This window comes from Citrobacter sp. Cs237 (assembly GCF_030332325.1).
Lineage (GTDB): Bacteria > Pseudomonadota > Gammaproteobacteria > Enterobacterales > Enterobacteriaceae > Citrobacter_A > Citrobacter_A sedlakii.
The window spans coordinates 281,894-307,296 of the sequence record NZ_JAOWIB010000108.1 but is presented as its reverse complement, the minus strand read 5'-3'; the positions used below and the strand labels follow the sequence as shown (position 1 = coordinate 307,296).

General features: G+C 55.8%; 24 protein-coding genes and 3 tRNA genes. 3 read left to right on the top strand and 24 right to left on the bottom strand.

Going from position 1 to position 25,403, the window contains the following annotated elements; all coding sequences use genetic code 11:
* Window positions 1-93: 93 nt before the first annotated feature.
* The 6 genes from rlpA to OGY07_RS18490 all read right to left on the bottom strand — a co-directional run bounded on the left by rlpA (window position 94) and on the right by OGY07_RS18490 (window position 5,917).
* On the bottom strand, window positions 94-1,200 hold the full coding sequence (gene rlpA / locus OGY07_RS18515; RefSeq protein ID WP_286602287.1) for an endolytic peptidoglycan transglycosylase RlpA: 1,107 nt from the start codon (window positions 1,198-1,200) through the stop codon (window positions 94-96).
* Window positions 1,201-1,210: 10 nt separating this feature from the next.
* Complete coding sequence (gene mrdB, locus OGY07_RS18510) at window positions 1,211-2,323, bottom strand: peptidoglycan glycosyltransferase MrdB (protein ID WP_042285504.1); 1,113 nt, start codon at window positions 2,321-2,323, stop codon at window positions 1,211-1,213.
* A 2-nt stretch (window positions 2,324-2,325) separates the two neighbouring features.
* Complete coding sequence (mrdA, locus tag OGY07_RS18505) at window positions 2,326-4,227, bottom strand: peptidoglycan DD-transpeptidase MrdA (RefSeq protein WP_286602285.1); 1,902 nt, start codon at window positions 4,225-4,227, stop codon at window positions 2,326-2,328.
* Window positions 4,228-4,256: 29 nt separating this feature from the next.
* A complete protein-coding gene (gene rlmH, locus OGY07_RS18500) occupies window positions 4,257-4,724 on the bottom strand; it encodes a 23S rRNA (pseudouridine(1915)-N(3))-methyltransferase RlmH (RefSeq protein ID WP_042285498.1) in 468 nt (155 codons plus the stop codon).
* 3 nt (window positions 4,725-4,727) lie between these two features.
* Window positions 4,728-5,045 carry a ribosome silencing factor gene (rsfS, locus tag OGY07_RS18495; protein ID WP_012904988.1) on the bottom strand — a complete coding sequence of 106 codons (318 nt, stop codon included), beginning with the start codon at window positions 5,043-5,045 and terminating at the stop codon, window positions 4,728-4,730.
* 260 nt (window positions 5,046-5,305) lie between these two features.
* Complete coding sequence (locus OGY07_RS18490; protein WP_042285494.1) at window positions 5,306-5,917, bottom strand: adenosylcobalamin/alpha-ribazole phosphatase; 612 nt, start codon at window positions 5,915-5,917, stop codon at window positions 5,306-5,308.
* 96 nt (window positions 5,918-6,013) lie between these two features.
* Here OGY07_RS18490 and cobD point away from each other — a divergent pair, with 96 nt between their 5' ends.
* Window positions 6,014-7,099 carry a threonine-phosphate decarboxylase CobD gene (gene cobD / locus OGY07_RS18485; RefSeq protein WP_286602282.1) on the top strand — a complete coding sequence of 362 codons (1,086 nt, stop codon included), beginning with the start codon at window positions 6,014-6,016 and terminating at the stop codon, window positions 7,097-7,099.
* On the opposite strand, the gene nadD is transcribed toward cobD, so the two are convergent.
* From nadD to leuS, 4 genes are read right to left on the bottom strand one after another with little or no spacing between them, the layout of a single operon-like run.
* A complete protein-coding gene (gene nadD / locus OGY07_RS18480) occupies window positions 7,074-7,715 on the bottom strand; it encodes a nicotinate-nucleotide adenylyltransferase (RefSeq protein WP_286602280.1) in 642 nt (213 codons plus the stop codon). The two genes, cobD and nadD, sit on opposite strands and share 26 nt — an antisense overlap.
* A gap of 1 nt (window position 7,716) precedes the next feature.
* Window positions 7,717-8,748 carry a DNA polymerase III subunit delta gene (gene holA, locus OGY07_RS18475; RefSeq protein ID WP_042285484.1) on the bottom strand — a complete coding sequence of 344 codons (1,032 nt, stop codon included), beginning with the start codon at window positions 8,746-8,748 and terminating at the stop codon, window positions 7,717-7,719.
* The gene (lptE, locus tag OGY07_RS18470) at window positions 8,748-9,338 is read right to left on the bottom strand and encodes an LPS assembly lipoprotein LptE (RefSeq protein WP_060568908.1); all 591 of its coding nucleotides are present in this window, start codon (window positions 9,336-9,338) and stop codon (window positions 8,748-8,750) included. Before lptE ends, holA begins: the two co-directional genes overlap by 1 nt.
* 14 nt (window positions 9,339-9,352) lie before the next feature.
* Complete coding sequence (gene leuS / locus OGY07_RS18465) at window positions 9,353-11,935, bottom strand: leucine--tRNA ligase (RefSeq protein ID WP_060568907.1); 2,583 nt, start codon at window positions 11,933-11,935, stop codon at window positions 9,353-9,355.
* 213 nt (window positions 11,936-12,148) lie between these two features.
* Here leuS and OGY07_RS18460 point away from each other — a divergent pair, with 213 nt between their 5' ends.
* On the top strand, window positions 12,149-12,631 hold the full coding sequence (locus tag OGY07_RS18460; protein WP_042285476.1) for a zinc ribbon-containing protein: 483 nt from the start codon (window positions 12,149-12,151) through the stop codon (window positions 12,629-12,631).
* A gap of 39 nt (window positions 12,632-12,670) precedes the next feature.
* On the opposite strand, the gene rihA is transcribed toward OGY07_RS18460, so the two are convergent.
* The 10 genes from rihA to miaB form a co-directional block, all read right to left on the bottom strand.
* Entirely contained in the window at window positions 12,671-13,606 is a 936-nt protein-coding gene (gene rihA / locus OGY07_RS18455) for a pyrimidine-specific ribonucleoside hydrolase RihA (RefSeq protein WP_286602275.1), read from the bottom strand.
* A 117-nt stretch (window positions 13,607-13,723) separates the two neighbouring features.
* Complete coding sequence (gene gltL, locus OGY07_RS18450; protein ID WP_042285471.1) at window positions 13,724-14,449, bottom strand: glutamate/aspartate ABC transporter ATP-binding protein GltL; 726 nt, start codon at window positions 14,447-14,449, stop codon at window positions 13,724-13,726.
* Window positions 14,449-15,123 (bottom strand): glutamate/aspartate ABC transporter permease GltK, encoded by a 675-nt coding sequence (gltK, locus tag OGY07_RS18445; protein ID WP_042285468.1) that lies wholly within the window; start codon window positions 15,121-15,123, stop codon window positions 14,449-14,451. The genes gltL and gltK overlap by 1 nt, the downstream gene beginning before the upstream one ends.
* A complete protein-coding gene (gene gltJ, locus OGY07_RS18440) occupies window positions 15,123-15,863 on the bottom strand; it encodes a glutamate/aspartate ABC transporter permease GltJ (RefSeq protein WP_042285465.1) in 741 nt (246 codons plus the stop codon). The genes gltK and gltJ overlap by 1 nt, the downstream gene beginning before the upstream one ends.
* 162 nt (window positions 15,864-16,025) lie before the next feature.
* Window positions 16,026-16,934, bottom strand: coding sequence for an amino acid ABC transporter substrate-binding protein (locus OGY07_RS18435; RefSeq protein WP_286602270.1), 909 nt, complete (start codon window positions 16,932-16,934; stop codon window positions 16,026-16,028).
* Between the two features lie 364 nt (window positions 16,935-17,298).
* A complete protein-coding gene (gene lnt / locus OGY07_RS18430) occupies window positions 17,299-18,837 on the bottom strand; it encodes an apolipoprotein N-acyltransferase (RefSeq protein WP_286602267.1) in 1,539 nt (512 codons plus the stop codon).
* 23 nt (window positions 18,838-18,860) lie between these two features.
* Window positions 18,861-19,739, bottom strand: a complete 879-nt coding sequence (gene corC / locus OGY07_RS18425) for a CNNM family magnesium/cobalt transport protein CorC (protein WP_042285457.1) — start codon at window positions 19,737-19,739, stop codon at window positions 18,861-18,863.
* 118 nt (window positions 19,740-19,857) lie between these two features.
* Window positions 19,858-20,325, bottom strand: a complete 468-nt coding sequence (gene ybeY, locus OGY07_RS18420; RefSeq protein WP_060568904.1) for an rRNA maturation RNase YbeY — start codon at window positions 20,323-20,325, stop codon at window positions 19,858-19,860.
* Entirely contained in the window at window positions 20,322-21,368 is a 1,047-nt protein-coding gene (locus OGY07_RS18415) for a PhoH family protein (protein WP_042285455.1), read from the bottom strand. Before OGY07_RS18415 ends, ybeY begins: the two co-directional genes overlap by 4 nt.
* A gap of 154 nt (window positions 21,369-21,522) precedes the next feature.
* On the bottom strand, window positions 21,523-22,947 hold the full coding sequence (gene miaB, locus OGY07_RS18410; RefSeq protein WP_042285454.1) for a tRNA (N6-isopentenyl adenosine(37)-C2)-methylthiotransferase MiaB: 1,425 nt from the start codon (window positions 22,945-22,947) through the stop codon (window positions 21,523-21,525).
* A 145-nt stretch (window positions 22,948-23,092) separates the two neighbouring features.
* On the opposite strand from miaB, the gene ubiF reads away from it, so the two are divergent.
* Window positions 23,093-24,268, top strand: coding sequence for a 3-demethoxyubiquinol 3-hydroxylase (ubiF, locus tag OGY07_RS18405; protein ID WP_286602262.1), 1,176 nt, complete (start codon window positions 23,093-23,095; stop codon window positions 24,266-24,268).
* 7 nt (window positions 24,269-24,275) lie between these two features.
* Here the strand turns inward: ubiF and OGY07_RS18400 are convergent, their stop codons facing one another.
* The 4 genes from OGY07_RS18400 to OGY07_RS18385 form a co-directional block, all read right to left on the bottom strand.
* On the bottom strand, window positions 24,276-24,860 hold the full coding sequence (locus OGY07_RS18400; RefSeq protein ID WP_286602259.1) for a hypothetical protein: 585 nt from the start codon (window positions 24,858-24,860) through the stop codon (window positions 24,276-24,278).
* A gap of 121 nt (window positions 24,861-24,981) precedes the next feature.
* A tRNA-Gln gene (locus OGY07_RS18395) sits at window positions 24,982-25,056 on the bottom strand.
* Between the two features lie 44 nt (window positions 25,057-25,100).
* A tRNA-Gln gene (locus OGY07_RS18390) sits at window positions 25,101-25,175 on the bottom strand.
* A 44-nt stretch (window positions 25,176-25,219) separates the two neighbouring features.
* Window positions 25,220-25,296 (bottom strand) — tRNA-Met (locus OGY07_RS18385).
* Window positions 25,297-25,403: the final 107 nt, after the last annotated feature.

Here is a 25,403-nt window from a genome sequence, read left to right as displayed (position 1 = left end):
GCACTACCGGCAGGCATCTGACTTTCCGGGTGACTTTTGTTAACGTTGTTAACGTCACTTACAGAAATTGACAAATCAGATGCCGCTTTTACGTTATTGCGCGCCGGTGATGAATGACTGCAGCTGGGCTTCGGATTGTAAACGCTGCTGTAGCGCGCTGGCTTCCGCTTTACTGGCGAAAGGACCGAGCTGAATTCGCCACACGGCGCCGTTCTGGGTCACGCGTCCAGACACGTTAAACTGCTGTGCTAACCGCGTCTGATACTGTTGCGCGCGCCCCTGGTCGCTGACTGCCCCGACCTGAACAACATAATGACCGGATGCTGCAGCAGGCGCTGCGGCAGGTACCGTTGCAGTTGGCGCGCTCACAGGAGCGGTTACCGGCGCGGCAGTGGTGGGTTGCGCAGCCGGTGTCGGTTCACTGCCTTCCAGAACGCCTGACGCTAAGGTCGTTGGCGCGCCGAGGAAACCGCTACTGTTTACCGGCGCGCCAGCGCTGTCTTCGCTTTTCAGCGTGGCGTTACTGATCGCGCGAACATCGCCCTGAGGCTGGATAGCCTGTGGTGCGGAGGAGGCGCTTCCCATGCCGCCGCTCAGGTCTGGCCGCGCGGGCAGGGCATAGGTTTGTTTTGCCACAGTGGTACACGCCATGCCGGGACCCGACAGGGAACCGTCCTGGGCGACCACGATCGGATCGATGCGCACTTTGGTGTTATTCGAGGTGTTCAGACGGTCGGCGGCGGCGCGCGACAGCGAAATCACCCGATCGTTGCCGTAAGGGCCACGATCGTTAATGCGTACGACGATCATCCGGCCATTGGCGAGGTTAGTAATTCGCGCATAGCCAGGGATCGGCAATGTAGGATGCGCAGCCGTCAGCTGCATCGGATCAAACATCTCGCCCGAAGCGGTGAGATTGCTGCCCGGTTCGGCATCGTAAATCGCAGCAAGCCCGGCCTGACTGAAGCGCGACGGATCCTGCACAATCTTATAATGCTTACCGTCTCGCTGGTAATCCTGATTAGCGGTCGGGCTGAGCGGCTCGTAACGCGGCTCCGCTCCGCCGATCTCCACCACCGGTCCATTACATACCGCTGGCTGCGGCGCAACGATGGTCGCTTGCTGACCATCATCGCTCGTACATGCCGCGAGCAGCATAATTCCTGCTGCGACGCAGACTCCAGGCAACTGCTTACGCATTGCGCACCCCTTACACGCTTTTCGATAACATTTTTCTGTGGGTATGGATCGACATGACAATCCCGAACCCGGCCATCAGCACAATCAGCGCCGAGCCTCCGTAACTGACCAGTGGCAGCGGAACGCCTACAACAGGCAGAATACCACTCACCATACCAATATTAACGAAGACATAAACGAATAATATCAACATTAAACCACCGGCCATGACGCGACCAAAGGTGGTTTGCGCGTGGGCGGCAATCCACAGGCCACGCATGATCAGCAGGATGTACAGCGCCAGCAGGATAAGGATCCCCACCAGGCCCAGTTCTTCGGCCAGTACCGCGAAGATAAAGTCGGTATGACGTTCCGGAAGAAATTCCAGCTGCGACTGCGTCCCGTGCAGCCAGCCTTTACCGCTCAGGCCGCCTGAGCCAATCGCGATCTTAGACTGAATAATATGGTAGCCCGCGCCTAACGGATCGGTTTCCGGGTCGAGAAGCATCATGACGCGCTGGCGTTGATAATCATGCATCAGGAAGAACCAGAGGATCGGAATAAACGCGGCAAGCAGCAGCGCCGCCACGCCAATCAGACGCCAGCTCAGGCCCGAAAGGAACAGCACAAACAGGCCGGAAAGGGCGACCAGAATTGAGGTGCCCAGGTCAGGCTGCGCCGCCACCAGCAGGGTCGGCATAAAAATCAGCACCAGTGCAATGGCGGTATTCTTCAGCGATGGCGGGCAAACGTCGCGGTTGATAAAGCGCGCGACCATTAGCGGAACGGCGATCTTGGCGATTTCGGATGGCTGAAAGCGCACGATGCCGAGATCCAGCCAGCGCTGTGCTCCTTTTGATATTGCCCCGAAGGCATCGACCGCCACCAGCAATATGATGCAGACAATGTAAAGATAGGGCGCCCAGCCTTCATAAACGCGAGGCGGAATTTGCGCCATTACCACCATGATCACCAGACCAATGGCGATCTGCCCGACCTTACGCTCCATCATGCCAATATCCTGGCCGCTGGCGCTCCAGATCACCAGCGAGCTGTACACCAGCAGCGCCAGCAGAATCAGCAACATGGTGGGATCGATATGAATTTTATCCCAGAATGTTTTTTTGTTCGGATTATCCGTCATCGTTATTGATCCTCCGCCGCCGCAACCGCCGGGTTTTCAGCTGGCAGACTGGTGTTATTGTCACCCAACATAATGTGGTCAAGTATCTGACGCATAATTGTCCCCACCGCCGGGCCAGCGCCGCCGTTTTCGAGGATCATGGCGACCGCAACCTGCGGGTTATCATAAGGCGCGAAGGCCGTCATCAGCTTGTGATCGCGCAGGCGTTCGGCAATTTTATGCGCGTTATAGGTTTCGTTGGCTTTCAGGCCAAAGACCTGGGCCGTACCGGATTTGGCCGCGATTTTATACGGCGCGCTGGCAAAGTATTTATGCGCAGTACCGTTACCGCGGTTTGCCACGCCGTACATACCGTCTTTCGCCAGTTCCCAGTAACCAGAGTGAATGTCGCCAACCGGCGGTTCGTGAGGCTGTACCCACGGAACCTGCTTGCCGTTTTCGGAAGTGCTCATCAGCAGATGTGGCACTTTTACTACGCCGTCGTTAATCAGGATCATCAGCGCTTTGCTCATCTGAATCGGCGTGGCCGTCCAGTAACCTTGTCCGATACCCACCGGAATGGTATCGCCCTGATACCACGGCTTCTTAAAGCGCTTCATTTTCCATTCGCGGGTCGGCATGTTACCGGAGCGCTCTTCCGCGAGATCGATACCGGTATAGTGCCCATAGCCAAATTTACCCATCCACTCGGACAGGCGGTCAATTCCCATGTCATACGCGACCTGATAGAAGAAGGTATCGGCGGATTCTTCCAGCGATTTGGTGACGTTCAGATGTCCGTGGCCCCACTTTTTCCAGTCGCGGTAGCGTTTTTCAGACCCCGGCAACTGCCACCACCCCGGGTCGAACAGGCTGGTATTGCGGGTAATCACGCCTGCGCTTAACGCGGAGACGGCGACATACGGTTTTACCGTCGAGGCCGGTGGATAAACCCCTTGCGTGGCGCGGTTGACCAGCGGCGTGTTCGGATCGTTAAGCAAACCGGAATAGTCTTTACTGGAAATGCCGTCGACAAACAGGTTCGGGTCATAGCTGGGCATTGACACCAGCGACAGCACGCCGCCGGTGCGTGGGTCGGTCACGATCACCGCCGCGCGGCTGCCTGCGAGTAGCGTCTCAATATACTGCTGCAGTTTTAAATCTATGGTGAGGTGGATGTCGTGCCCGGCCTGCGGCGGCACTTCTTTAAGCTGGCGGATGACGCGGCCCCGGTTATTGACTTCAACTTCTTCGTAGCCGGTCTGGCCGTGAAGCACGTCTTCATAGTAGCGCTCAATGCCCAGCTTACCGATGTCATGGGTGGCGGCATAGTTCGCCAGCTTGCCGTCTTTATCCAGCCGTTCGACATCTTTATCATTGATCTTCGACACGTAGCCGATAACGTGAGTGAGTGCGGAGCCGTAAGGGTAGTAGCGGCGCTTATAGCCTTTCACTTCGACGCCAGGGAAACGGTACTGGTTTACAGCAAAACGCGCGACCTGCACTTCTGTCAGGTTGGTTTTCACGGGAATGGAGGTGAAACGGTGTGAACGGGCGCGTTCTTTCTTAAAGGCCGCGATATCGTCGTCGGTGAGATCCACGACGTCGCGCAGGGCGTCTAACGTTTGCTGCACGTTGTCTACCTTTTCCGGCATCATTTCGATCTGGTAAATCGTGCGGTTCAGGGCCAGCGGAATGCCGTTACGGTCGTATATAATGCCGCGGCTGGGGGCAATGGGCACCAGCTTGATGCGGTTTTCATTTGAGCGGGTCTGGTAGTCGGTATACCGGACGATTTGCAGATTATACAGGTTGGCGATAAGCACGCCGGTGAGCAGTAATATACCCAAAAAGGCGACCAGCGCCCGGCGCACAAACAGCGCGGACTCAGCCGTATAGTCGCGAAAAGAATTCTGTAGTTTCATCCGCTGCGTAGTCTACTCAAGCTCAACGATCACTCACGGTGATAGGGGTGATTAGTGGTAATGCTCCATGCCCGATACAGGCTCTCGGCGACCAACACCCGAACCAGCGGGTGGGGAAGGGTCAGCGCGGAGAGCGACCAGCTTTGTTCCGCCGCTGCTTTACAGGCGGGAGAGAGGCCCTCCGGCCCGCCGATGAGCAAGCTGACGTCACGCCCGTCCAGCTTCCAGCGTTCCAGTTCCGTTGCCAGCTGCGGCGTGTCCCAGGGTTTACCCGGAATATCCAGGGTGACGATGCGGTTTTTGCCTGCGGCGGCCAGCATCAGTTCACCCTCTTTGTCGAGAATACGCTTAATATCCGCGTTCTTGCCGCGTTTGCCCGCTGGAATTTCGATAAGCTCAAAAGGCATATCTTTTGGAAAACGCCGCAGGTACTCGGTAAAACCGGTTTGTACCCAGTCGGGCATTTTCGTGCCTACCGCGACAAGTTGAAGCTTCACGCATTAACTCCAGAGTTTTTCCAGTTCATACAGGCGACGGCTTTCTTCCTGCATCACGTGGACAATCACTTCACCCAGGTCAACGACGATCCAGTCGGCAACGCTTTCGCCTTCCACGCCCAGCGGCAGCATGCCCGCCGCGCGGGATTCCTGCACAACGTGATCGGCGATAGACATCACATGGCGGCTGGAGGTGCCGGTACAGATAATCATACAGTCAGTGATGCTGGATTTGCCCTGAACGTCTAAGGCGATGATGTCCTGACCTTTAAGGTCATCAATTTTGTCGATAACAAAATCCTGGAGTGCTTTACCCTGCAAGTTTTCCTCCTGGGGCATGAATGCATAAAACAAATAAGTCTGTCAGTATACCTGAACCCACACGGGTACGGGACAAATGTCACCGGCTCAGGTGCGGAAAGTGGGCTATCATCCCACCCCATGCAACAGAATGCATCGCCATTTTTGTAAAACAATTTCTGCAAAGGGCTGAAGGGCGGGAAAAGTCTGGCAGCGGAGAATAGCAGCCTGTCAGGGGGTGTCACTGGTCGAAGCGTGTCTGGCGCTAAAAAACAGACCTTTCATTCTCCCGGCTGCCATACCGCTCTGCTGTTCAGTACCCGCAGTGTGGCAAAATCGTCGTGGAAATCAATGGCGCTCCAGCAGCCTTGCTCAACGCGAAAGCGCCACATGGCGGTCGCGGGCATAGAAAGCAGCTTTGCAATCAGCAGGCTAAGTACGCCCTGATGGCTGACCATCAGCACATGTGTATGATGCTGGTAGTCGGCAAGCTGGCTTATCAGCCGATCCACCCGGCCTGAAAACGCCTGAAATCCTTCACCGTTGGTGGGGATCGCATTTTGCCAGTCGTTGCACCACGCCGCGTAATTGCTCGCATCTTCTTCGCAAAGATCCCGGTGATGGCGCATTTCCCAGTCGCCGAAAAACATTTCATTCAGCTCGGGGCGGGTCAGGAGAGGAAGATCTCGCCCGGCTAAGACTAAGCGCGCCGTATGCTGCGCCCGCTCCAGCTCGCTGCACAGTACCTGCTCAAAGGGAACCTGCTTGAGCAGTGTGTTCAGCGTCTGCGCTTGAGTAATACCTCGCGCCGTCAGCGGCGTGGGAGCATGGCCGCTGTACAGACCGGCTACATTGGCTTCGGTTTCACCATGACGAACTAACCAGAGTCGCATTTTTTCCTCGTGAACGTATTCGCGCAAAACATGATATTGGCCCTGATTGCGCGCGCTGTTTTCTTTAAAATAACGTCTTTTGCCAGGAGCGGCACGATGTCTCTGTTTTCAAGCGCACACGGCGGGAATACCCGCGAGGCCGCCGAGCTACTCGGTATTTCAGCCGATCGGCTGCTGGATTTTAGCGCGAATATTAACCCGCTGGGTATGCCGGCGTCGGTAAAACGCGCCATCGTCGACAATCTTCATCTTGCCGAGCGCTATCCGGACGTTGAATACCGCCATCTTCATCAGGCGCTGGCGAAACATCATCAGATCCCCGCATCCTGGATCCTGGCGACAAACGGCGAGACGGAGGCGATTTTCGCGTTGGTGGACGGCCTTAAACCGCGACGGGCGATGATTGTCACGCCCGGCTTTGCCGAATACGGTCGCGCCTTACGCCGCGGCGAATGCCAGATTGACCTGTTCGCCCTGCGTGAGGCGGACGGCTGGCAGCTCACCGACGCTATCCTTGGCGCGCTACGCGCTGAGCATGACTGCCTGTTTCTCTGTACGCCTAATAATCCTACCGGCCTGCTGCCGGAGCGGTCGCTGCTCGAGGCCATTGCGCGACGCTGTAAAGCGCTGAATATCGCACTGATTCTGGATGAAGCCTTTCTCGATTTCATCCCCGACGAGCCGGGGTTTATTCCCACCTTGCAGGCTAACCCGCATATCTGGGTGCTGCGTTCGTTGACCAAGTTTTATGCCATTCCGGGGCTGCGTCTGGGGTATCTGGTCAACAGCGACGAGCAGGCGGTCGCCAGAGTACGCGCCCGGCAGATGCCCTGGTCGATCAATGCGTTTGCGGCGCTTGCCGGAGAACATCTGCTGGATGACATCGCCTGGCAGCGGGCGACCTGGCAGTGGCTGAAAGAGGAAGGGGAACGCGTTTATCAGCAGTTGAGCGCGCTGCCGGGTTTGAGCGTCTATCCTGCCCGGGCAAATTATCTGCTGCTGAAATGCGAAAGGGATCTGCAGCGCGCGCTCCTCGAACGGCATATTTTGATCCGTAGCTGCGCCAATTATCCAGGGCTTGATGCGCGTTATTTTCGGGTGGCGATACGCAGTAGCGGAGAAAACGACCGTCTGCTGGCGGCGTTAGCGGATGTGCTTAACGATACAAACCGTGCAGATTAATATAGTCCAATACTGCTTTCGGCATCAGGTCGTCGCAGGATTCGCCGTTTTCCAGACGCTCGCGAATAAGGGTGGCGGAGATATTAAACCACGGTGTTTCGGCAAGATAGATTTTGCCCGCGGGCAGCCGGTGCAGATCGTCCGGAGTATGCGTCAGATGCTTTTCCAGCCAGCGCTGATGCTGCTCCTGCGCCATCTCCAGTGGGTAACCTGGACGGCGGCAGACGATCAGATGGGTGTTATCAAGGATGGTTTCGTAGTCATGCCATGTGGGAAAGGTTAGCAGTGAATCCTGGCCGATGATAAACGCCAGCGGCGCATCCGGACCTTGCTCCTCTCGCCATTCTTTCAGCGTTTGCGCGGTATAAGAAGGCGTATCGCGCAGCAGTTCACGCTCATCAAGGGTGAACAGCGGTTTATCGGCTATGGCCAGCTCGAGCATCGTTTTCCGCTGGGCGCTGGTGGCCTCCGGCTGTGGACGATGCGGGGGAACATTGTTCGGCATCACAATCACCCGTGACAGGCCAATCAGGTTGGCCAGGGTTTCCACGGGCTTGAGGTGACCATAATGCACCGGATCAAAGGTGCCGCCAAAAAGTGCCTGTAACGATTTCATATCAACCATCAATAAAAACGTCTGCCAGCGCCTTATGGCAAATCAGCAGCGAAAGACCTTCGAGTTCCGCCCAGACTGACTGGCCATAATCCTGCTTCAGCGTTATTTCTGTACGTGTCAGTAGCTGCACCGCCTGGCGCAGTTGCGTCAGGCTTAGTCGGTTCAGGGCTTCGCTCGTCATGGCACGGCGGTTTTGCCAGACGCGGTGTTTATCAAACAGCGCGCGCAGGGGCGTATGGGCGGCCTGGCGCTTGAGGTTGACCAGCAGTAAAAGTTCACGCTGCAGGGTGCGCAATAAAATGACCGGCTCGCTGCCTTCCAGGCGTAATTGCTGAAGAATATGCAGTGCGCGTTTGCTCTTGCCCATCACCAGCGCATCGACCCAATGAAACGGGGTAAAGTGCGCGGCATCGTTCACCGCCTGTTCGACACGGGGTAGCGTGAGTTTTCCGTCCGGCCACAGCAATGACAGGCGTTCCAGCGCCTGCGCCAGCGCCAGCAGGTTGCCTTCATAGCAATAGCACAGCAGCTGATTTGCCGCGTCATCCAGTTGCAGATTCTTTTGTTTTGCCCGGGCGGCCACCCAGCGCGGAAGCTGAGCCTGCTCCGGCGTCTGGCAACTGACCTGTACGCTCCGATCGGCCAGCGCGCTGAGCCACGCGGCATTTTCCTGGGCTTTTGTGAGCTTATTACCGCGCACCAAAAGCAGGAGATCGTCATGCAGTAACTGAGTGAGGTGGGCCAGCTGCTCGTTGATGGCGGCGTTTGGACCGTTTTCCGGCAGCAACAGCAACAGCGTCTGTCGACTGGCGAACAGACTCATCGCCTGACACTGTGAAAACAGCGCATTCCAGTCGGTGCTGTTGTCGAGCGAAAAGGTATGGTGTTCTTCGAACCCCTGCGCTGCCGCTGCCTGACGAATGGCGTCCTGGCTTTCCTGCAACAAAAGAGGGTCGTTACCGAGTAATAAATACGCCGCGCGCAGCCCTTCGGAGAGCTGCGCGCGGAGTTGTTCAGGGTACAACCGAATCATCAGTTACCCAGCGTGGTTGAAACGCGTGAGGAAGAAGCCGCAGGTGTGGCCGCGGTATTTTCAGTTTTTTCTTCTTCCTGAACAGAGCGGACATCAGCGATTTTTACGCTGGACAGCTTACGAATCAGCTGTTCAGCCGCTTTGTCATACATTTCGTTGATGATCATCTGCTGTTCGTTATCCTTCGCCAGCGCCATCTGCGGGTTGTCGAAGAATGAACGGTACACTTTGGTGTTGATCGGGTAAATACCGTGTTCCGGGATCAGCACCGAGGCGTTAACGTTCATGACCATCTGATACTCAGCCGTCTGACCGTCCTGGAAGACCGACGCCGTATCCTGAGAAATACTGACGGCGCCCAGACGTAACGATGGGACATCTTTACGCATTGAGCCTTTTTCCAGCAGCTCAACATCGTTCAGGCGCAACTGATTACGCACCGCACGACTCAGTGGGCCGTTAGGATCACCGGAGTCGAGGATCATGGTTTTCATGGTGTCCGGAACCTGCGTAGTGCTACGCAGATGCCAGCCACACCCGGCGGTGGTTAACACCGCCAGAGATAACAACACTGTTGCCAGATATCGCACGCTTCCTCCCGCGCTTAGCCAACGACCAGATTGAGAAGTTTACCCGGTACGTAAATCACTTTACGCACGGTCACGCCCTCAAGATATTTTGCGACCAGATGTTCCTGACCCGCACGTTCACGAACCTGTTCTTCGGTCGCATCCACCGGAACGGTGATTTTGCCACGCACTTTGCCGTTGACCTGCACCACGACGAGGGTGGAGTCTTCAACCATCGCGGCGTCGTCAGCCACCGGCCACGGCGCATTGTCGATATCGCCTTCGCCTTTCAGCGACTGCCACAGCGTAAAGCAGACGTGCGGAGTGAACGGGTTAAGCATACGCACAACCGCCAACAGCGCTTCCTGCATCAGGGCGCGGTCCTGTTCGTCTTCCTGCGGCGCTTTCGCCAGCTTATTCATCAGTTCCATGATCGCGGCGATAGCGGTGTTGAAGGTCTGACGACGACCAATATCATCGGTCACTTTGGCGATCGTTTTGTGTACGTCGCGACGCAATGCTTTTTGATCTTCACTCAGCGCGGCAACGTTCAGCGGCGCAGCGTCGCCACGTGAAGTATGCTCGTAAACCAGTTTCCAGACGCGTTTCAGGAAGCGGTTTGCCCCTTCAACGCCGGATTCCTGCCATTCGAGGGTCATATCCGCCGGGGAGGCGAACATCATGAACAGACGTACGGTGTCGGCGCCGTAACGCTCAACCATCACCTGCGGGTCGATACCGTTGTTTTTCGACTTCGACATTTTGCTCATGCCGGTGTACACCAGTTCATGGCCTGCCGCGTCTTTCGCTTTCACGATACGGCCTTTCTCGTCACGCTCAACAATGGCATCTACCGGAGAAACCCAGTTACGCTCGCCGTTTTCGCCGACATAATAGAACGCATCCGCCAGCACCATGCCCTGACACAGCAACTGTTTCGCCGGTTCGTCAGAGTTCACCATGCCCGCGTCGCGCATCAGCTTATGGAAGAAGCGGAAGTAGAGCAGATGCATGATGGCGTGTTCAATACCGCCGATGTAAATATCCACAGGCAGCCAGTAGTTGGCGGCTTTGGAATCCAGCATGCCTTCCTGATACTGCGGGCAGGTGTAGCGCGCGTAATACCAGGAGGACTCCATAAAGGTGTCGAAGGTGTCGGTTTCACGCAGCGCTGGCTGACCGTTAACGGTGGTTTTCGCCCACTGAGGATCGGCTTTGATCGGGCTGGTGATGCCGTCCATGACCACGTCTTCCGGCAGGATCACCGGCAGTTGATCTTCCGGGGTTGGCATGACGGTGCCGTCTTCCAGGGTGACCATTGGGATCGGCGCGCCCCAGTAGCGCTGACGGGAAACGCCCCAGTCGCGCAGACGGTAGTTCACTTTGCGCTCGCCCACGCCTTGCGCCGCCAGTTTGTCGGCAATCGCGTTGAAGGCGTCTTCAAAGGCCAGACCGTCGAATTCGCCGGAGTTAAACAGCACGCCTTTTTCGGTCAGCGCCTGTTCGGACAGATCCGGTTCGGAACCGTCGGCGGCAAGAATGACGGGTTTGATGGTTAAACCGTATTTGGTGGCAAATTCGTAGTCGCGCTGATCGTGACCCGGAACCGCCATGACCGCGCCGGTGCCGTATTCCATCAGCACGAAGTTCGCCGCCCAGACCGGGATCGCTTCGCCGGTTAACGGATGTACCGCTTTAAAGCCGGTATCGACGCCTTTCTTCTCCATGGTCGCCATGTCGGCTTCCGCGACTTTGGTATTGCGGCATTCGTCGATAAAGGCAGCCAGTTCCGGGTTGTTCGCCGCGGCTTTCTGCGCCAGCGGGTGACCGGCGGCAACGGCCAGGTAAGTGGCGCCCATAAAGGTATCCGGGCGGGTGGTGTAAACGGTCAGCGTATCTTCATAACCGGTCACATCAAAGGTGATTTCCACGCCTTCAGAACGGCCAATCCAGTTGCGCTGCATCGTTTTGACGGTGTCAGGCCAGTGATCGAGCTTGTCCAGATCGTTCAGCAGTTCGTCCGCATAAGCGGTAATTTTGATAAACCACTGCGGGATCTCTTTACGCTCAACTTTGGTGTCGCAGCGCCAGCAGCAGCCGTCGATCACCTGTTCGTTAGCGAGCACGGTCTGATCGTTCGGGCACCAGTTCACCGCAGAGGTCTTTTTGTAAACCAGACCTTTTTTATACAGCTCGGTAAAGAATTTCTGTTCCCAGCGATAGTATTCGGGGGTGCAGGTCGCCAGTTCACGGCTCCAGTCGTAGCCGAAGCCCAGCATTTTAAGCTGGTTTTTCATATAGGCGATGTTGTCGTAAGTCCACGGTGCCGGCGCGGTGTTGTTTTTCACCGCTGCGCCTTCCGCAGGCAGGCCGAAAGCGTCCCAACCGATAGGCTGCAACACGTTTTTGCCGAGCATGCGCTGGTAACGGGCGATCACGTCACCGATGGTGTAGTTACGCACGTGGCCCATGTGTAGTCGGCCAGAAGGATAGGGAAGCATAGACAGGCAGTAATACTTCTCTTTGCTCTCGTCTTCGGTTACTTCAAATGTGCGCTTCTCATCCCAGTGAAGCTGTACTTTGGATTCTATCTCTTCCGGGCGGTATTGCTCTTGCATGGCAGCCAGTGGTCCTGTTTTCAATACAGCTACAAACGTAGCTTTAGAGGTGGTGTTTTAGATCCGCATAGCATAGCCCAAACGCCCGCGTCAAAACAGTCTTTCGCAGGGTTAATCCGCGCATTGATTTACTCACTCTGCGGGCGATCTTACAAAGCAGTGTGCAAATAACGTCTATTATTATAGACAGTTAACGACCCAGGAGGCGAAACGATGAACAAGGTTGCTCAATATTACCGTGAACTGGTGGCGTCATTAAGCGAACGCCTGCGTAACGGCGAACGCGATATCGACCTGCTGGTGGAACAGGCGCGGCAGCGGGTATTGCAGGCAGGGGAGTTAACGCGAACCGAGGCGGACGAACTGATCCGCGCGGTCAGACGCGACCTGGAAGAGTTCGCCATGAGCTACGAAGAGAGCCTCGAGGAGGAGTCCGACAGCGTCTTTATGCGGGTAATTAAAGAGAGCCTGTGGCAGGAACTGGCGGATATTACCGACAAAACCCAGCTGGAATGGCGTGAGGTGTTCCAGGATCTCAGCCATCACGGGGTTTATCACAGCGGCGAGGTGGTGGGGTTAGGCAACCTGGTGTGTGAAAAATGCCATTTCCATTTAGCCGTGTATACGCCAGACGTACTGCCGCTGTGTCCAAAATGCGGTCACGATCAGTTTCAGCGCAGACCGTTCGAGCCGTGATTCGCACTGCCGGATGGCGGTGTCGCCATCCGGCAAATATTACGCGTAAGCCGTCAGGCGTTCAGCCAGAAGATCCACAAACCCTTCGCGATCGACATCCACCATCACGGTGGCGTTCGGTCTATTGCCCGTCAGGAAATAGTAATCCACGACTGTCATTCCCTGCGTGTACTTACCCTGCGTTTCGACGCCGACCCAGCGCTCCACGGTGGTAAACAGCTCCGGCTTCAGCAGCCAGGCGATGGTACAGGGGTCATGCAGCGGCGCGCCGGTGAATCCCCATTTTTCATCTTTATGATACTCGAGGAAGAAATCGAGTAGTTCAGCGACGATGGTCGCGATCGGGTTGCCGATGGCGCGAAAACGTTCGGTATCATCAGCATGGATCTGCGCTTTGTGCGTGACGTCCAGTCCCGCCATCACGACCGGAATGCCCGACTGGAAGACGATTTCCGCCGCTTCCGGGTCGACAAAAATATTAAACTCGGCGGCGGGCGTCCAGTTACCCAGCGCCATCGCGCCGCCCATGATCACTATTCGCGCAATGTTGGCGTGCAGTTCCGGGTGGCTATTCAGTAATAGCGCAACGTTGGTCTGCGGACCGGTCGAGACGATGGTGACCGGTTGTGGACTTTCGCGCAGGGTTTTCGCCATTAACTCGACGGCGGTGCAGGGCTGCGGCGCAAAAGCCGGTTCCGGCAGCGCCGGACCGTCCAGCCCGCTTTCGCCATGAACGTTATCGGCGATGATCAGCTCGCGCATTAATGGCTTCACCGCCCCGCCCGCGACCGGAATATCGGTACGCTTCAGCAACGTCAGCATACGCAGCACGTTACGCAGCGTTTTCTCTGGCGTCTGGTTGCCGGCGGAGGCGGTAATGGCTTTAACATCAAGTTCTGGTGAGGCGAGGGCGAAAACCATTGCGATAGCGTCGTCATGACCCGGATCGCAATCAAACAAAATCGGAAGTGCCATTGTTGCTCCTTGTAAGCGCTACTTTTGCGGCAAGGGTAACGCCGGGTTGAAAAGGATTCGAGGAGCGAAACAAGAAAGCGTGAGATGGCGCGCACTCTGCCGTGCGCGCCGTCAGGATCAATGCAGGATTTTCGCAAGGAAGTCTTTTGCGCGTTCGGATTGCGGGTTAGCGAAGAACGCTTCTTTTGGCGAGTCTTCGACAATTTTCCCTTCGTCCATAAAAATCACCCGGTTCGCCACTTTACGCGCAAAGCCCATTTCGTGCGTGACCACCATCATGGTCATCCCTTCGTTGGCCAGCTCAACCATGACGTCCAGCACTTCGTTGATCATCTCCGGGTCGAGTGCCGACGTGGGTTCGTCAAACAGCATCGCGATCGGATCCATGCACAGCGCGCGGGCAATCGCCACACGCTGCTGTTGGCCGCCGGAAAGCTGCGCCGGATACTTGTTGGCGTGGGCGGCAAGGCCGACGCGCTCCAGCAGTTTCTGCGCTTTTTCACGGGCAGGGGCTTTATCGCGCTTAAGCACTTTGACCTGCGCCAGCGTCAGGTTTTCGATGATCGACAGATGTGGAAATAACTCAAAGTGCTGGAACACCATGCCGACGCGCGAGCGCAGCTTCGCCAGATCCGTTTTCTTGTCGTTGACCATTATACCGTTGACGGTAATTTCGCCTTTTTGCACGGGTTCCAGGCCGTTAACGGTTTTAATCAGCGTTGACTTACCGGAACCCGAGGGACCGCAGACCACCACCACTTCGCCTTTTTTTACTTCCGTGGAGCAGTCGGTCAACACCTGAAAGTGACCATACCATTTCGAAACATTTTTCAGGGTAATCATTAAACTGTCCTTTTCTTCAAATAGCTGACCAACAACGACGCGCTCAGGCTGATAACAAAGTAGACGGCGCCAGCAAACAGGATCATTTCAACCTGCGTGCCGTCACGCTCGCCAATCGTGGACGCGGTGCGGAAGAAGTCCGCAAGGCTTAAAACGTAAACAAGGGAGGTGTCCTGGAAGAGGACGATGCCCTGCGTGAGCAGCAGCGGTACCATCGCGCGAAACGCCTGCGGCAGAATGATGAGCTTCATCGACTGCCAGTGGGTCATCCCCAGCGCCAGCGCAGCGCTTGACTGTCCGCGGGAAATACTCTGGATACCGGCGCGGATAATCTCGGAGTAATACGCCGCTTCGAACATCGAAAAAGCCACCATCGCCGAGATCAGACGGATATCGGTTTTCGGCGACAGGCCCAGCACATCCTGCAGTAGCCCCGGCACAATCAGGTAGAACCACAGCAGTACCATCACCAGCGGGATGGAGCGGAAAACGTTAACGTAGGCTTTGGCAAACCAGGCGATCGGCGCAAAGCTTGAGAGGCGCATTACCGCGAGCAGCGTGCCCCAGACAATCCCCACAACCACCGCTGTCAGGGTGATTTTCAGCGTAATCAGCAGGCCGTCCAGCAGATACGGCAGGGAAGGGACAATGGAACTCCAGTCAAATTCGTACATTATTTGCCTCCCATATTGCCAGGCAGGCGGACTTTCCGTTCCACCAGGTTCATCACCAGCATGATGAAGGCATTAATTAATACGTATGCCAGGGTAATGGCGGTAAAGGATTCCCAGGCGTGGGCGGAGTAATCGAGCAGCTTGCCCGCCTGCGCCGCCATATCGACCAGACCGATGGTGGAGGCGATGGCCGAGTTTTTCACCAGGTTCATCATCTCTGAGGTCATCGGCGGTACGATCACCCGGTAAGCGTTAGGCAGCAGCACGTAACGATACGCCTGCGGCAGCGTCAGTCCCATGGCCAGCGCCGCATTCTTTTGCCCGCGCGGCAGCGACTGAATTGCCGCGCGTACCTGCTCACAAACGCGGGCGGCGGTAAACAGCCCCAGACAGATCATTGACGACAGGAAGAACTGAATGTTGGGATCCAGTTCTGCCTTAAACCACATGCCGAGATCTTCCGGCAGCAGTTCCGGCACGACCAGATACCAGGTAAAGAACTGCACGATCAGCGGAACGTTACGGAACAGTTCCACGTAAAGCGTGCCGATACCGGAAAGAAAACGGTTTGGCACAGTGCGAAGAATGCCGAATAACGAGCCGACGAGAAAAGCAATGATCCAGGCGGTGATGGATAACGCCACGGTGACCTGAAAGCCACTCCAGAGCCAGCCGAGATAGGTGGTGTTGCCGAAGGGGGCTTCCTGTAAAAAAATACCCCAGTTCCAGTCTATTGACATACATCTACTCCGAAAAAAAAGGGTAGCAGCGCTACCCTCGAAGATTGTTGATCAGCGTGTTTCGGTTTTCAGGCCTGATGGGGAACGACCATCAGGCGTATAGTCTGTCCGTGCTGACCAGCAATCGAGAGGGCAAGGAGATCTCGCCCTATTTCATTGTTGTTAGTTAAGTGCTTTGTCGTTTGGCTCTTTGAACAGGGCCTTCATTTCGTCAGAGAGTTCGAAATTCATGTTCAGGTTCTTGGGCGGGATAGGGTTTTTAAACCATTTATCAAACCATTTTGCCGCTTCGCCAGAGGTTTGCGCCTGGGCGATGGTCTCATCCATCAATTTTTTGAAATCCGGATCGTTTTTACGCAGCATGCAGCCGTAAGCTTCTTCGGACTGCGCTGTGCCGACGATTTCCCAGTTGTCCGGTTTCTTCGCCTTCGCGCGTTCGCCCGCCAGCAGGGCATCATCCATCATGAACGCGACTGCGCGACCGCTTTCCAGCGTGCGGAAGGAGTCACCGTGGTCTTTGGCGCTGATGATGCGCATATTCATTTTTTGCTCGTCGTTCAGCTTGTGCAGCAGAATCTCCGAGGTGGTACCGGAAGTCACCACCACCGCTTTGCCCTTCAGATCCGGGAAGTCTTTAATGTCGCCGCCTTTTTTCGCCAGCAAGCGGGTACCGACGACAAAGATGGTGTTAGAGAATGCGGCCTGCTTCTGGCGCTCAACGTTGTTGGTGGTAGAGCCGCACTCAAAATCGAAAGTGCCGTTTTGCAGCAGCGGAATACGGTTCTGGGAGGTAATCGGAATCAGCTTCACCTGCAGGTCAGGCTTATTCAGCTTCTTCTTCACCGCTTCAACGATGGCGTTGGAGTAGTCCTGAGAATAACCCACCACTTTCTGCTGATTGTCATAATACGAGAACGGTACGGATGACTCACGGTGACCCACGACAATGACGCCGTTTTTGGCGATCTTGTCCAGCGTGCTGCCCGCAGCAGGCGCGGCGTCTTCCGCGTGCGCCACACTGGCAGACAGCCCCATAACCAGCATTGCTGTGGCTAGCTTACGTAATTGCATATCCAACTCCTTTATCGTCTGCGCCATCGGCGCATTGATACCCATTGTGATGTTGTTATCGTCTGCAACTTGCGCGTGCAGTGTTGTACCTGTTTGTTAACATTTAGTTTGGCTGAATGTAAAGATATTGCTGCGTTATTGTTTATTTTTGCGAAGTGCGCCGCACCATCCGGAGGCAAAAATCTTTCATTGCACTGTTTCGGTGCTACCGATGAACCGCGTTGGTGCGTCCCGGTTGCACGTTGGGCTTAAAACAGGTTTGCCTTGTATTACAAAGCAATAGACGTGCCAGAATGGAATAGCAGGAGAAAGGAAACGCCGGAGACGGGCCAGGGCCGCCATCCGGCGAGATTACGCGGGAGGGTTACTTCCGGCGTTGACGCAAGCTCATTAGCAGTGCGCCAAAACCAAACAGGGCGGTTATCGCCCACAGCGGCCAGTTGCCGGTACGGGCATACGGCGTTAAGCCTGTGGTCGGCGTCACGGTGGTGGTCAGCACCTGACGCGTAAACTGAGGGATCATCGCCTGGACATCGCCCTGCGGGCCAATTACCGCGGTTATCCCGTTGTTGGTGCTACGCAGCAGCGGTCTTGCCAGCTCCAGCGAACGCATCCGCGCCATCTGGAAGTGCTGCCACGGGCCAATCGACTTGCCGAACCATGCGTCGTTAGAGATGGTCAGCAGGTAGTCGGTGTCCGGACGGAAGTTATCCCGCACCTGTTCGCCCAGAATGATCTCGTAGCAAATGGCCGCCGTCAGGGCGAAGCCATGGGCGTGCAACTGCGGCTGGATATACGGACCGCGGCTGAATGAGGACATCGGCAGATCAAAAAAGGGCGCTAACGGACGCAGGATCGACTCCAGCGGCACAAATTCGCCAAACGGCACGAGGTGGTTTTTGTTGTAGCGATTGCCTGAGTCGTAGCTGTAAGGATTGTCTTTACCCAGCGTAATAATCGTGTTGTAGGTGTCGTAACGGTTTTGCTTGTTCAGGCGCGCGTCAACGATGCCGGTAATGAGCGTACTGTTTTTTGAACGTAACAAATCGTCCATCATGCCGAGAAAGCGCTGCTGGTTAATTTCCAGATCCGGAATTGCGGATTCCGGCCAGATGATCAGCTGCGATTTCCCCATCAGCGGTTGGGTGGCATCAAGGTAGATTTTCAGCGTATTGATCAGTTGGCTTTCGTCCCACTTCAGCGACTGCGGGATATCCCCCTGCACCAGAGAAACCCGGGTCGCCCTTTCGGGTTCCGGCGTATACCACTGGATGTATCGCAGCGGGAAAGGCAGCGCAAACAGTACCGCCGCCACCGCCAGCGGGCGCCAGTTTCGGCTGACGAGGGCCAGCACCAGCAGGCCGCTCGTCATCATCAGCATAAAATTGATCGCCTCGACGCCCATTACCGGCGCCAGCCCCTTCAGCGGGCCGTCAATCTGGCTGTAGCCAAACTGCAGCCACGGGAAGCCGGTCAGAACCCAGCCGCGCAGGAACTCGGTGATTTGCCAGACCACTGGCGCGGCAATCGCCACGCGCAGCCAGCGGGTTTCCGGCCACAGGCGCGCCAGGATCCCGGCAAACAGGCCGGTATACAAAGAAAGGTAAGCGGCGAGCAGCACCACGAGAAAGACGTTGACCGGACCAGGCATCCCGCCAAACTGCGCGATGCTGACGTACACCCAGTTGATACCGGTGCCGAACAATCCCAGCCCCCAGAAGTAGCCGACAGCGGCGGACTGGAGCGGACGTCGGTTTAAGGTTAACGCCTGCAGGCCCATAAGCGAAATTATCGCCGCGGGCCAGATGTCATACGGAGAAAATGCCAGCGTCCCGCTGGCCCCGAATAATAACGCCAGCAGCAGGCGAATGCGCTGGCGTTCAAGTAAAGAGGCAAATGCCATTGAGTTCTTCTTCCCGTTCGGTTTTATTCGTCCAGTTTTGGCTGGGGGGAGTCATCCGGAATTCTGACATGAACCTGAATAATACGGCGGCTGTCGGCCATGGCCACTTTGAACTGGTAACCATCAATGTCAATGGTTTCACCGCGGGCGGGCAGGTGACCAAACGCCTGCATCACCAGGCCGCCGATGGTATCGACCTCTTCATCGCTAAAGTGGGTGCCGAAAGCTTCATTAAAATCTTCAATCGGCGCGAGCGCGCGGACGGTCCAGGTGTGGCGGCTGAGTTGGCGGAAGTCGATATCGTCTTCTTCGTCATACTCGTCTTCGATTTCACCTACGATCAGTTCAAGGATGTCTTCAATGGTCACCAGACCAGAGACGCCGCCGAACTCGTCGATGACGATAGCCATATGATAACGCTGTGAGCGGAACTCCTTGAGCATCCGGTCAACGCGTTTGCTCTCCGGGACGACAACGGCCTGGCGTAACACTTTTTCCATGCTGAAGGCTTCGGCGTCGCTGCGCATAAACGGCAGCAAATCCTTCGCCATCAGAATCCCTTCAATGTGATCTTTGTCTTCGCTGATCACCGGAAAACGCGAGTGGGCGGACTCGATAATGACATCGAGGCATTCGTCCAGCGTCTGGTTGCGTTTCAGGGTAATCATCTGGGAGCGGGGGATCATGATGTCGCGAACGCGCTGGTCCGCAATATCCATTACCCCTTCGAGCATGTCGCGCGTATCTTCATCGATCAGCTCGTTTTGCCCGGAATCACGGATCAGCGCCAGCAGTTCATCACGGTTTTTCGGTTCACCATGGAAAAGTTGGCTCAGTAACAGGGAGAAAAATCCCTTCTTGTTGCTTAACGTGTCACTACTGTGTGAATTGTCGTCGCTCATGGCGTCGTATGGGTTCTCATGTTAGTTAATCGAACGCGCGTCAGGCGTAAACTCAGCCGCTGACGGCATTTATCGCCTGATGGCGCTACGCGTCTCAGGCCTGCAAAATGAAGGAGTGCTACTCCTTCTCGGCAATGTACGGATCCTCATAGCCCAGAGCAAGCATAATCTCTGTTTCGAGGGCTTCCATTTCCTCGGCCTCATCGTCTTCGATGTGGTCGTAGCCGAGTAAATGCAAACTGCCGTGTACCACCATATGCGCCCAATGGGCTTCCAGCGGCTTGCCCTGTTCCTGCGCTTCCTGTTCAACCACCTGACGGCAGATAACCAGATCGCCCAGCAACGGCATCTCAATACCCGGCGGCGCGTCAAACGGAAAGGAGAGCACATTGGTCGGCTTATCTTTTCCTCGGTAGGTCAGGTTGAGATCGTGGCTTTCCGCGGTATCGACCAGGCGAATCGTCACTTCTGATTCTTCCTGAAACTGCGGGATTACCGCATTCAGCCATGTCTGAAACTGGACTTCGTCCGGCAGGCCCGCGTTGTTTTCACACGCCAGCTGTAAATCAAGGATCACCGGATTCATTTCTGCTCTTGCTCCTGCGCTTCACGCTTGCGCTCCGCCGCCAGTTCGGCTTTGCGTTTTTGTTCCGCTTCTTCCCAGGCCTCATAAGCGTTCACGATGCGCGCGACCACCGGATGGCGCACTACGTCTTCGCTGTGGAAGAAGTTGAAGCTGATCTCTTCGACGTTCGCCAGCACTTCAATCGCGTGACGCAGCCCGGACTTCGTGTTGCGCGGCAGGTCAATCTGTGTGATATCGCCAGTGATCACCGCTTTTGAGTTAAAGCCGATACGGGTCAGAAACATCTTCATCTGTTCGATGGTGGTGTTCTGGCTTTCATCAAGAATAATGAACGCGTCATTCAGGGTGCGTCCGCGCATATAGGCCAGCGGCGCGACTTCAATCACGTTGCGCTCGATCAGCTTTTCCACTTTCTCAAAGCCGAGCATTTCAAACAGCGCGTCATACAGCGGGCGCAGATACGGATCGACCTTCTGACTGAGATCGCCCGGCAGGAAGCCGAGTTTCTCACCCGCTTCAACCGCTGGGCGGGTCAACAGAATGCGACGAATTTCCTGACGTTCCAGCGCATCGACCGCCGCCGCGACCGCCAGATAGGTTTTACCGGTACCCGCCGGACCGACGCCGAAGGTGATGTCGTGGTCGAGAATATTGGCGATGTACTGCGCCTGGTTCGGCGTGCGAGGTTTAATGACGCCGCGTTTGGTTTTAATGTTCACCGCTTTGCCGTATTCCGGCACGCTTTCGGCGCTCTGCTCAAGCACGCGCGCCTCTTTAATGGCGAGATGAATCTGTTCCGGTTCGATGTCCTGAATCTGGCCGCGCATCGGCGCGGTATCAACATACAGACTGCGCAAAATATCTGCCGCAGCGGTAACGCAAATTGGGCGACCGGTCAGTTTAAAGTGGTTGTCACGGCGGTTAATCTCGATGCCGAGACGGCGTTCCAGCTGTTTGATGTTGTCGTCAAACGGGCCGCAAAGGCTCAGCAGGCGGGCATTGTCTGCGGGCTCAAGGGTAATTTCGCGAGTGTCTGTGTTCAAACTGTTCCTCTTATGCATAGGTAGCCGGAAGATGAACGTTCACCGGCTGATAAGGAAATTATTCACGCCAGTGGATAAAGGCGCAAGCATTGCAGTAGAAATGGGGGCGGCGAGAAGAATTACAAGGCCCGCCAGCGTAGCGGGCCTGAAGGCGTTAAGGCTGGTAGAACCCGACGCCAATATCGTTTTCTTTACGGGTGCGGGCAATGACCGATTCCGGCGTTTCGGCGATACGCAGGCCCATTTCGTCTTCGGTACGTACCACTTTACCGCGCAGGGAGTTGGTCCAGACGTCGGTGATTTCCACGTCGACAAACTTACCGATCATATCCGGCGTGCCTTCAAAGTTGACCACGCGGTTATTTTCAGTACGACCGGACAGTTCCATGATGCTCTTACGCGACGTGCCTTCGACCAGAATGCGCTGAACGGTGCCGAGCATACGGCGGCTCCAGGCCATTGCCTGCTGGTTAATGCGATCCTGAAGAATATACAGTCGTTGCTTTTTCTCTTCTTCCGGCACGTCATCCACCATGTCGGCTGCCGGGGTACCCGGACGCGCAGAGAAGATAAAGCTGTAGCTCATGTCAAAATTGACGTCGGCAATCAGTTTCATGGTCTGCTCGAAATCCTGAGTGGTTTCCCCCGGGAAGCCGACGATAAAATCGGAGCTGATTTGAATATCCGGGCGCGCCGCGCGCAGTTTACGGATAATCGCTTTGTATTCCAGCGCCGTGTGGGTGCGTCCCATCAGGTTAAGTACGCGATCCGCGCCGCTCTGCACCGGCAGGTGCAGGAAGCTCACCAGTTCCGGCGTATCACGGTAAACCTCAATGATGTCGTCGGTAAACTCGATCGGATGGCTGGTCGTAAAACGAATGCGATCGATACCGTCGATGGCGGCGACCAGACGCAGCAGGTCGGCGAAAGATCCGGTTGTGCCGTCGTAGTTCTCACCGCGCCAGGCGTTAACGTTCTGACCGAGCAGGTTCACTTCACGCACGCCCTGAGCCGCCAGTTGGGCAATTTCGAACAGGATGTCATCGCACGGACGGCTGACCTCTTCACCACGGGTGTACGGCACCACGCAGTAGGTACAATATTTGTTGCAGCCTTCCATAATAGAAACGAAAGCGGTCGGCCCTTCCGCGCGCGGTTCCGGCAGACGGTCAAATTTCTCGATTTCCGGGAAGCTGATGTCCACCACCGGGCTGCGATCGCCACGAACGGAGTTGATCATCTCCGGCAGACGGTGCAGCGTCTGCGGGCCAAAAATAATGTCGACATAGTGAGCGCGTTGACGGATATGTTCGCCTTCCTGAGACGCTACGCAGCCGCCGACGCCGATAATCAGATCGGGGTTTTTCTCTTTCAGCAGCTTCCAGCGGCCTAACTGGTGGAAGACTTTTTCCTGAGCCTTCTCGCGGATAGAGCAGGTATTCAGCAGCAGCACATCCGCTTCTTCCGCCACGTCGGTCAGTTGATACCCGTGAGTGGCATCCAGCAGATCGGCCATCTTCGATGAATCGTATTCGTTCATCTGACAGCCCCAGGTTTTAATATGGAGTTTTTTGGTCATCGACTTGCTCTTGCGAAATAGTGGCTGAATTGCAGGGCGCATAGTGTAATGCTTTGCCGCGGTTGTGACCAGTATGACCGTTATCAGCCTCAAGGGGTAAAAAATCCTGTAAACTTATCTGATTCACGTAACAGGATGAATGACCATGACAAATCAACCAACGGAAGTGGCCATTGTCGGCGGAGGAATGGTCGGCGGCGCGCTGGCGCTGGGACTGGCGCAGAACGGATTTACGGTCACGGTGATTGAACACGCCGCGCCAGCGCCCTTTGCGGCGGACAGCCGGCCCGACGTGCGTATTTCCGCGATCAGCGCCGCGTCTGTTTCGCTGTTGAAAAGCCTGGGCGTCTGGGATGCGGTACAAGGGATGCGCAGCCATCCTTATCGTCGGCTGGAAACCTGGGAATGGGAAAATGCCCACGTTGTTTTTGACGCTGCGGAACTGAAGCTTCCGCTGCTGGGCTATATGGTCGAGAACACTGTTTTGCAGCAGGCGCTGTGGCAGGCGCTGGAGGCGCATCCGAACGTTACCCTGCGAGTCCCTGCGTCGCTTGCGGCGCTACATCGTCATCACGACAGTCAGGTACTGGAGCTGGCAGATGGCGAGCAGATTATGGCGAAGCTGGTGGTCGGCGCTGACGGCGCGAATTCACAGGTGCGCCAACTGGCTGGCATTGGCATTCACGCCTGGCAGTATGCGCAGTCGTGCATGCTGATCAGCGTTCAGTGCGAACAGGCGCCGGGGGACAGCACCTGGCAGCAGTTTACGCCGGATGGCCCGCGCGCCTTTCTGCCGCTCTTTGATCGCTGGGCGTCGCTGGTGTGGTATGACGCGCCAGCGCGTATTCGCCAGTTGCAGACCCTGAGCATGCCGCAGTTGCAGGCGGAAATCGTAAAACATTTCCCGGCGCGGCTGGGGCCGGTGACGCCGCTGGCCGCAGGTGCGTTCCCGCTGACCCGTCGACACGCGTTGCAGTATGTTCAGCCGGGCCTGGCGCTGGTGGGCGATGCGGCACATACCATTCATCCGCTGGCCGGGCAGGGGGTGAACCTCGGCTATCGCGATGTCGATGCGCTGATCGATGTGCTGGTAAATGCGCGCAGCTATGGGGAACGTTGGGCCAGCCAGCCGGTGTTGAAGCGCTACCAAATGCGGCGCATGGCGGATAACTTTATGATGCAGAGTGGCATGGATCTGTTTTACGCTGGATTCAGTAATAACCTGCCGCCGCTGCGTATGCTGCGCAACCTCGGCCTGATGGCTGCTGAACGTGCGGGTGTCGTTAAACGCCAGGCGCTGAAGTATGCGTTAGGGTTGTAACACGCGCTTAAAGTAGCCGCTCGAACAGCGTTACTCTGTTGTTTCCTTCGAATAAAAATCCCTGATACCAGACGCTTCCGCTGCTGGTCGTCAGGGGTTCACAGCGCCAACGATGGGTGGCGATGCGATATAGCATATAGGCGCTTCTCCCTGACATCGATAGCATATACACAAGTATGAGCAGGGCGACGATGTCTGTTGCGGCATTTTCTGCTGTCAGGAGATATTCGCGTGCCAATATCGCGATACAGACCCCCTGTAAAATTAGCTTCCCAAGAAAGCTGAAGGTATAAAATTGCTGAATACGTTTTTTCGACCAGAAACAGGGGTTTTTAATAACCACCCGCTGTTCATGCGCCGGTAAGCCATGAATGTAGGTGATATTGTGGGTCTTCTCCGTCAGCGTGAGCGCTACTCCCGTTTCGTTGAGCTGGTGCAGGCGCATTGATATGCCGATGGGAAAGAGTAAACCGACCAGAATGAGGTAGGTTAGCAACGCGGAAAGGTCAAAGAAAGTTAGCACGACGGCGAAAACAAAAAGGAACAGCGTTGCCGTCCGGGTAAATATAAACGGAAAAATCTGGTAGTTCATCGTAACGTCCCTTTATCTGCCGCGGCTTAATCTAGCGACAGAGGCAGAACATGTATACGGCTGGCTGGGACTTTCGGAATTCATAAAAGCAAAAAGCTCGCCGAAGCGAGCTTTTTTAACGTGGCTGGGGTACGAGGATTCGAACCTCGGAATGCCGGAATCAGAATCCGGTGCCTTACCGCTTGGCGATACCCCAATTGGCGTACTTCTTACGTTCGTTAGCGGAACGTCTGAAAAATGTGGCTGGGGTACGAGGATTCGAACCTCGGAATGCCGGAATCAGAATCCGGTGCCTTACCGCTTGGCGATACCCCAACAAATTTTTCTGAATCTGCCGAATCAATCGACATTTCGTAAGATGGTGGCTACGACGGGATTCGAACCTGTGACCCCATCATTATGAGTGATGTGCTCTAACCAACTGAGCTACGTAGCCCTCTTTTTTCGCGTTACCTTATCGGCGTTGCGGGGCGCATTATGCGTATTGAGCCTTGAAGCGTCAACCTCTTTTTCATCGAAAACAGCGTGAATGTGACTGTTTGG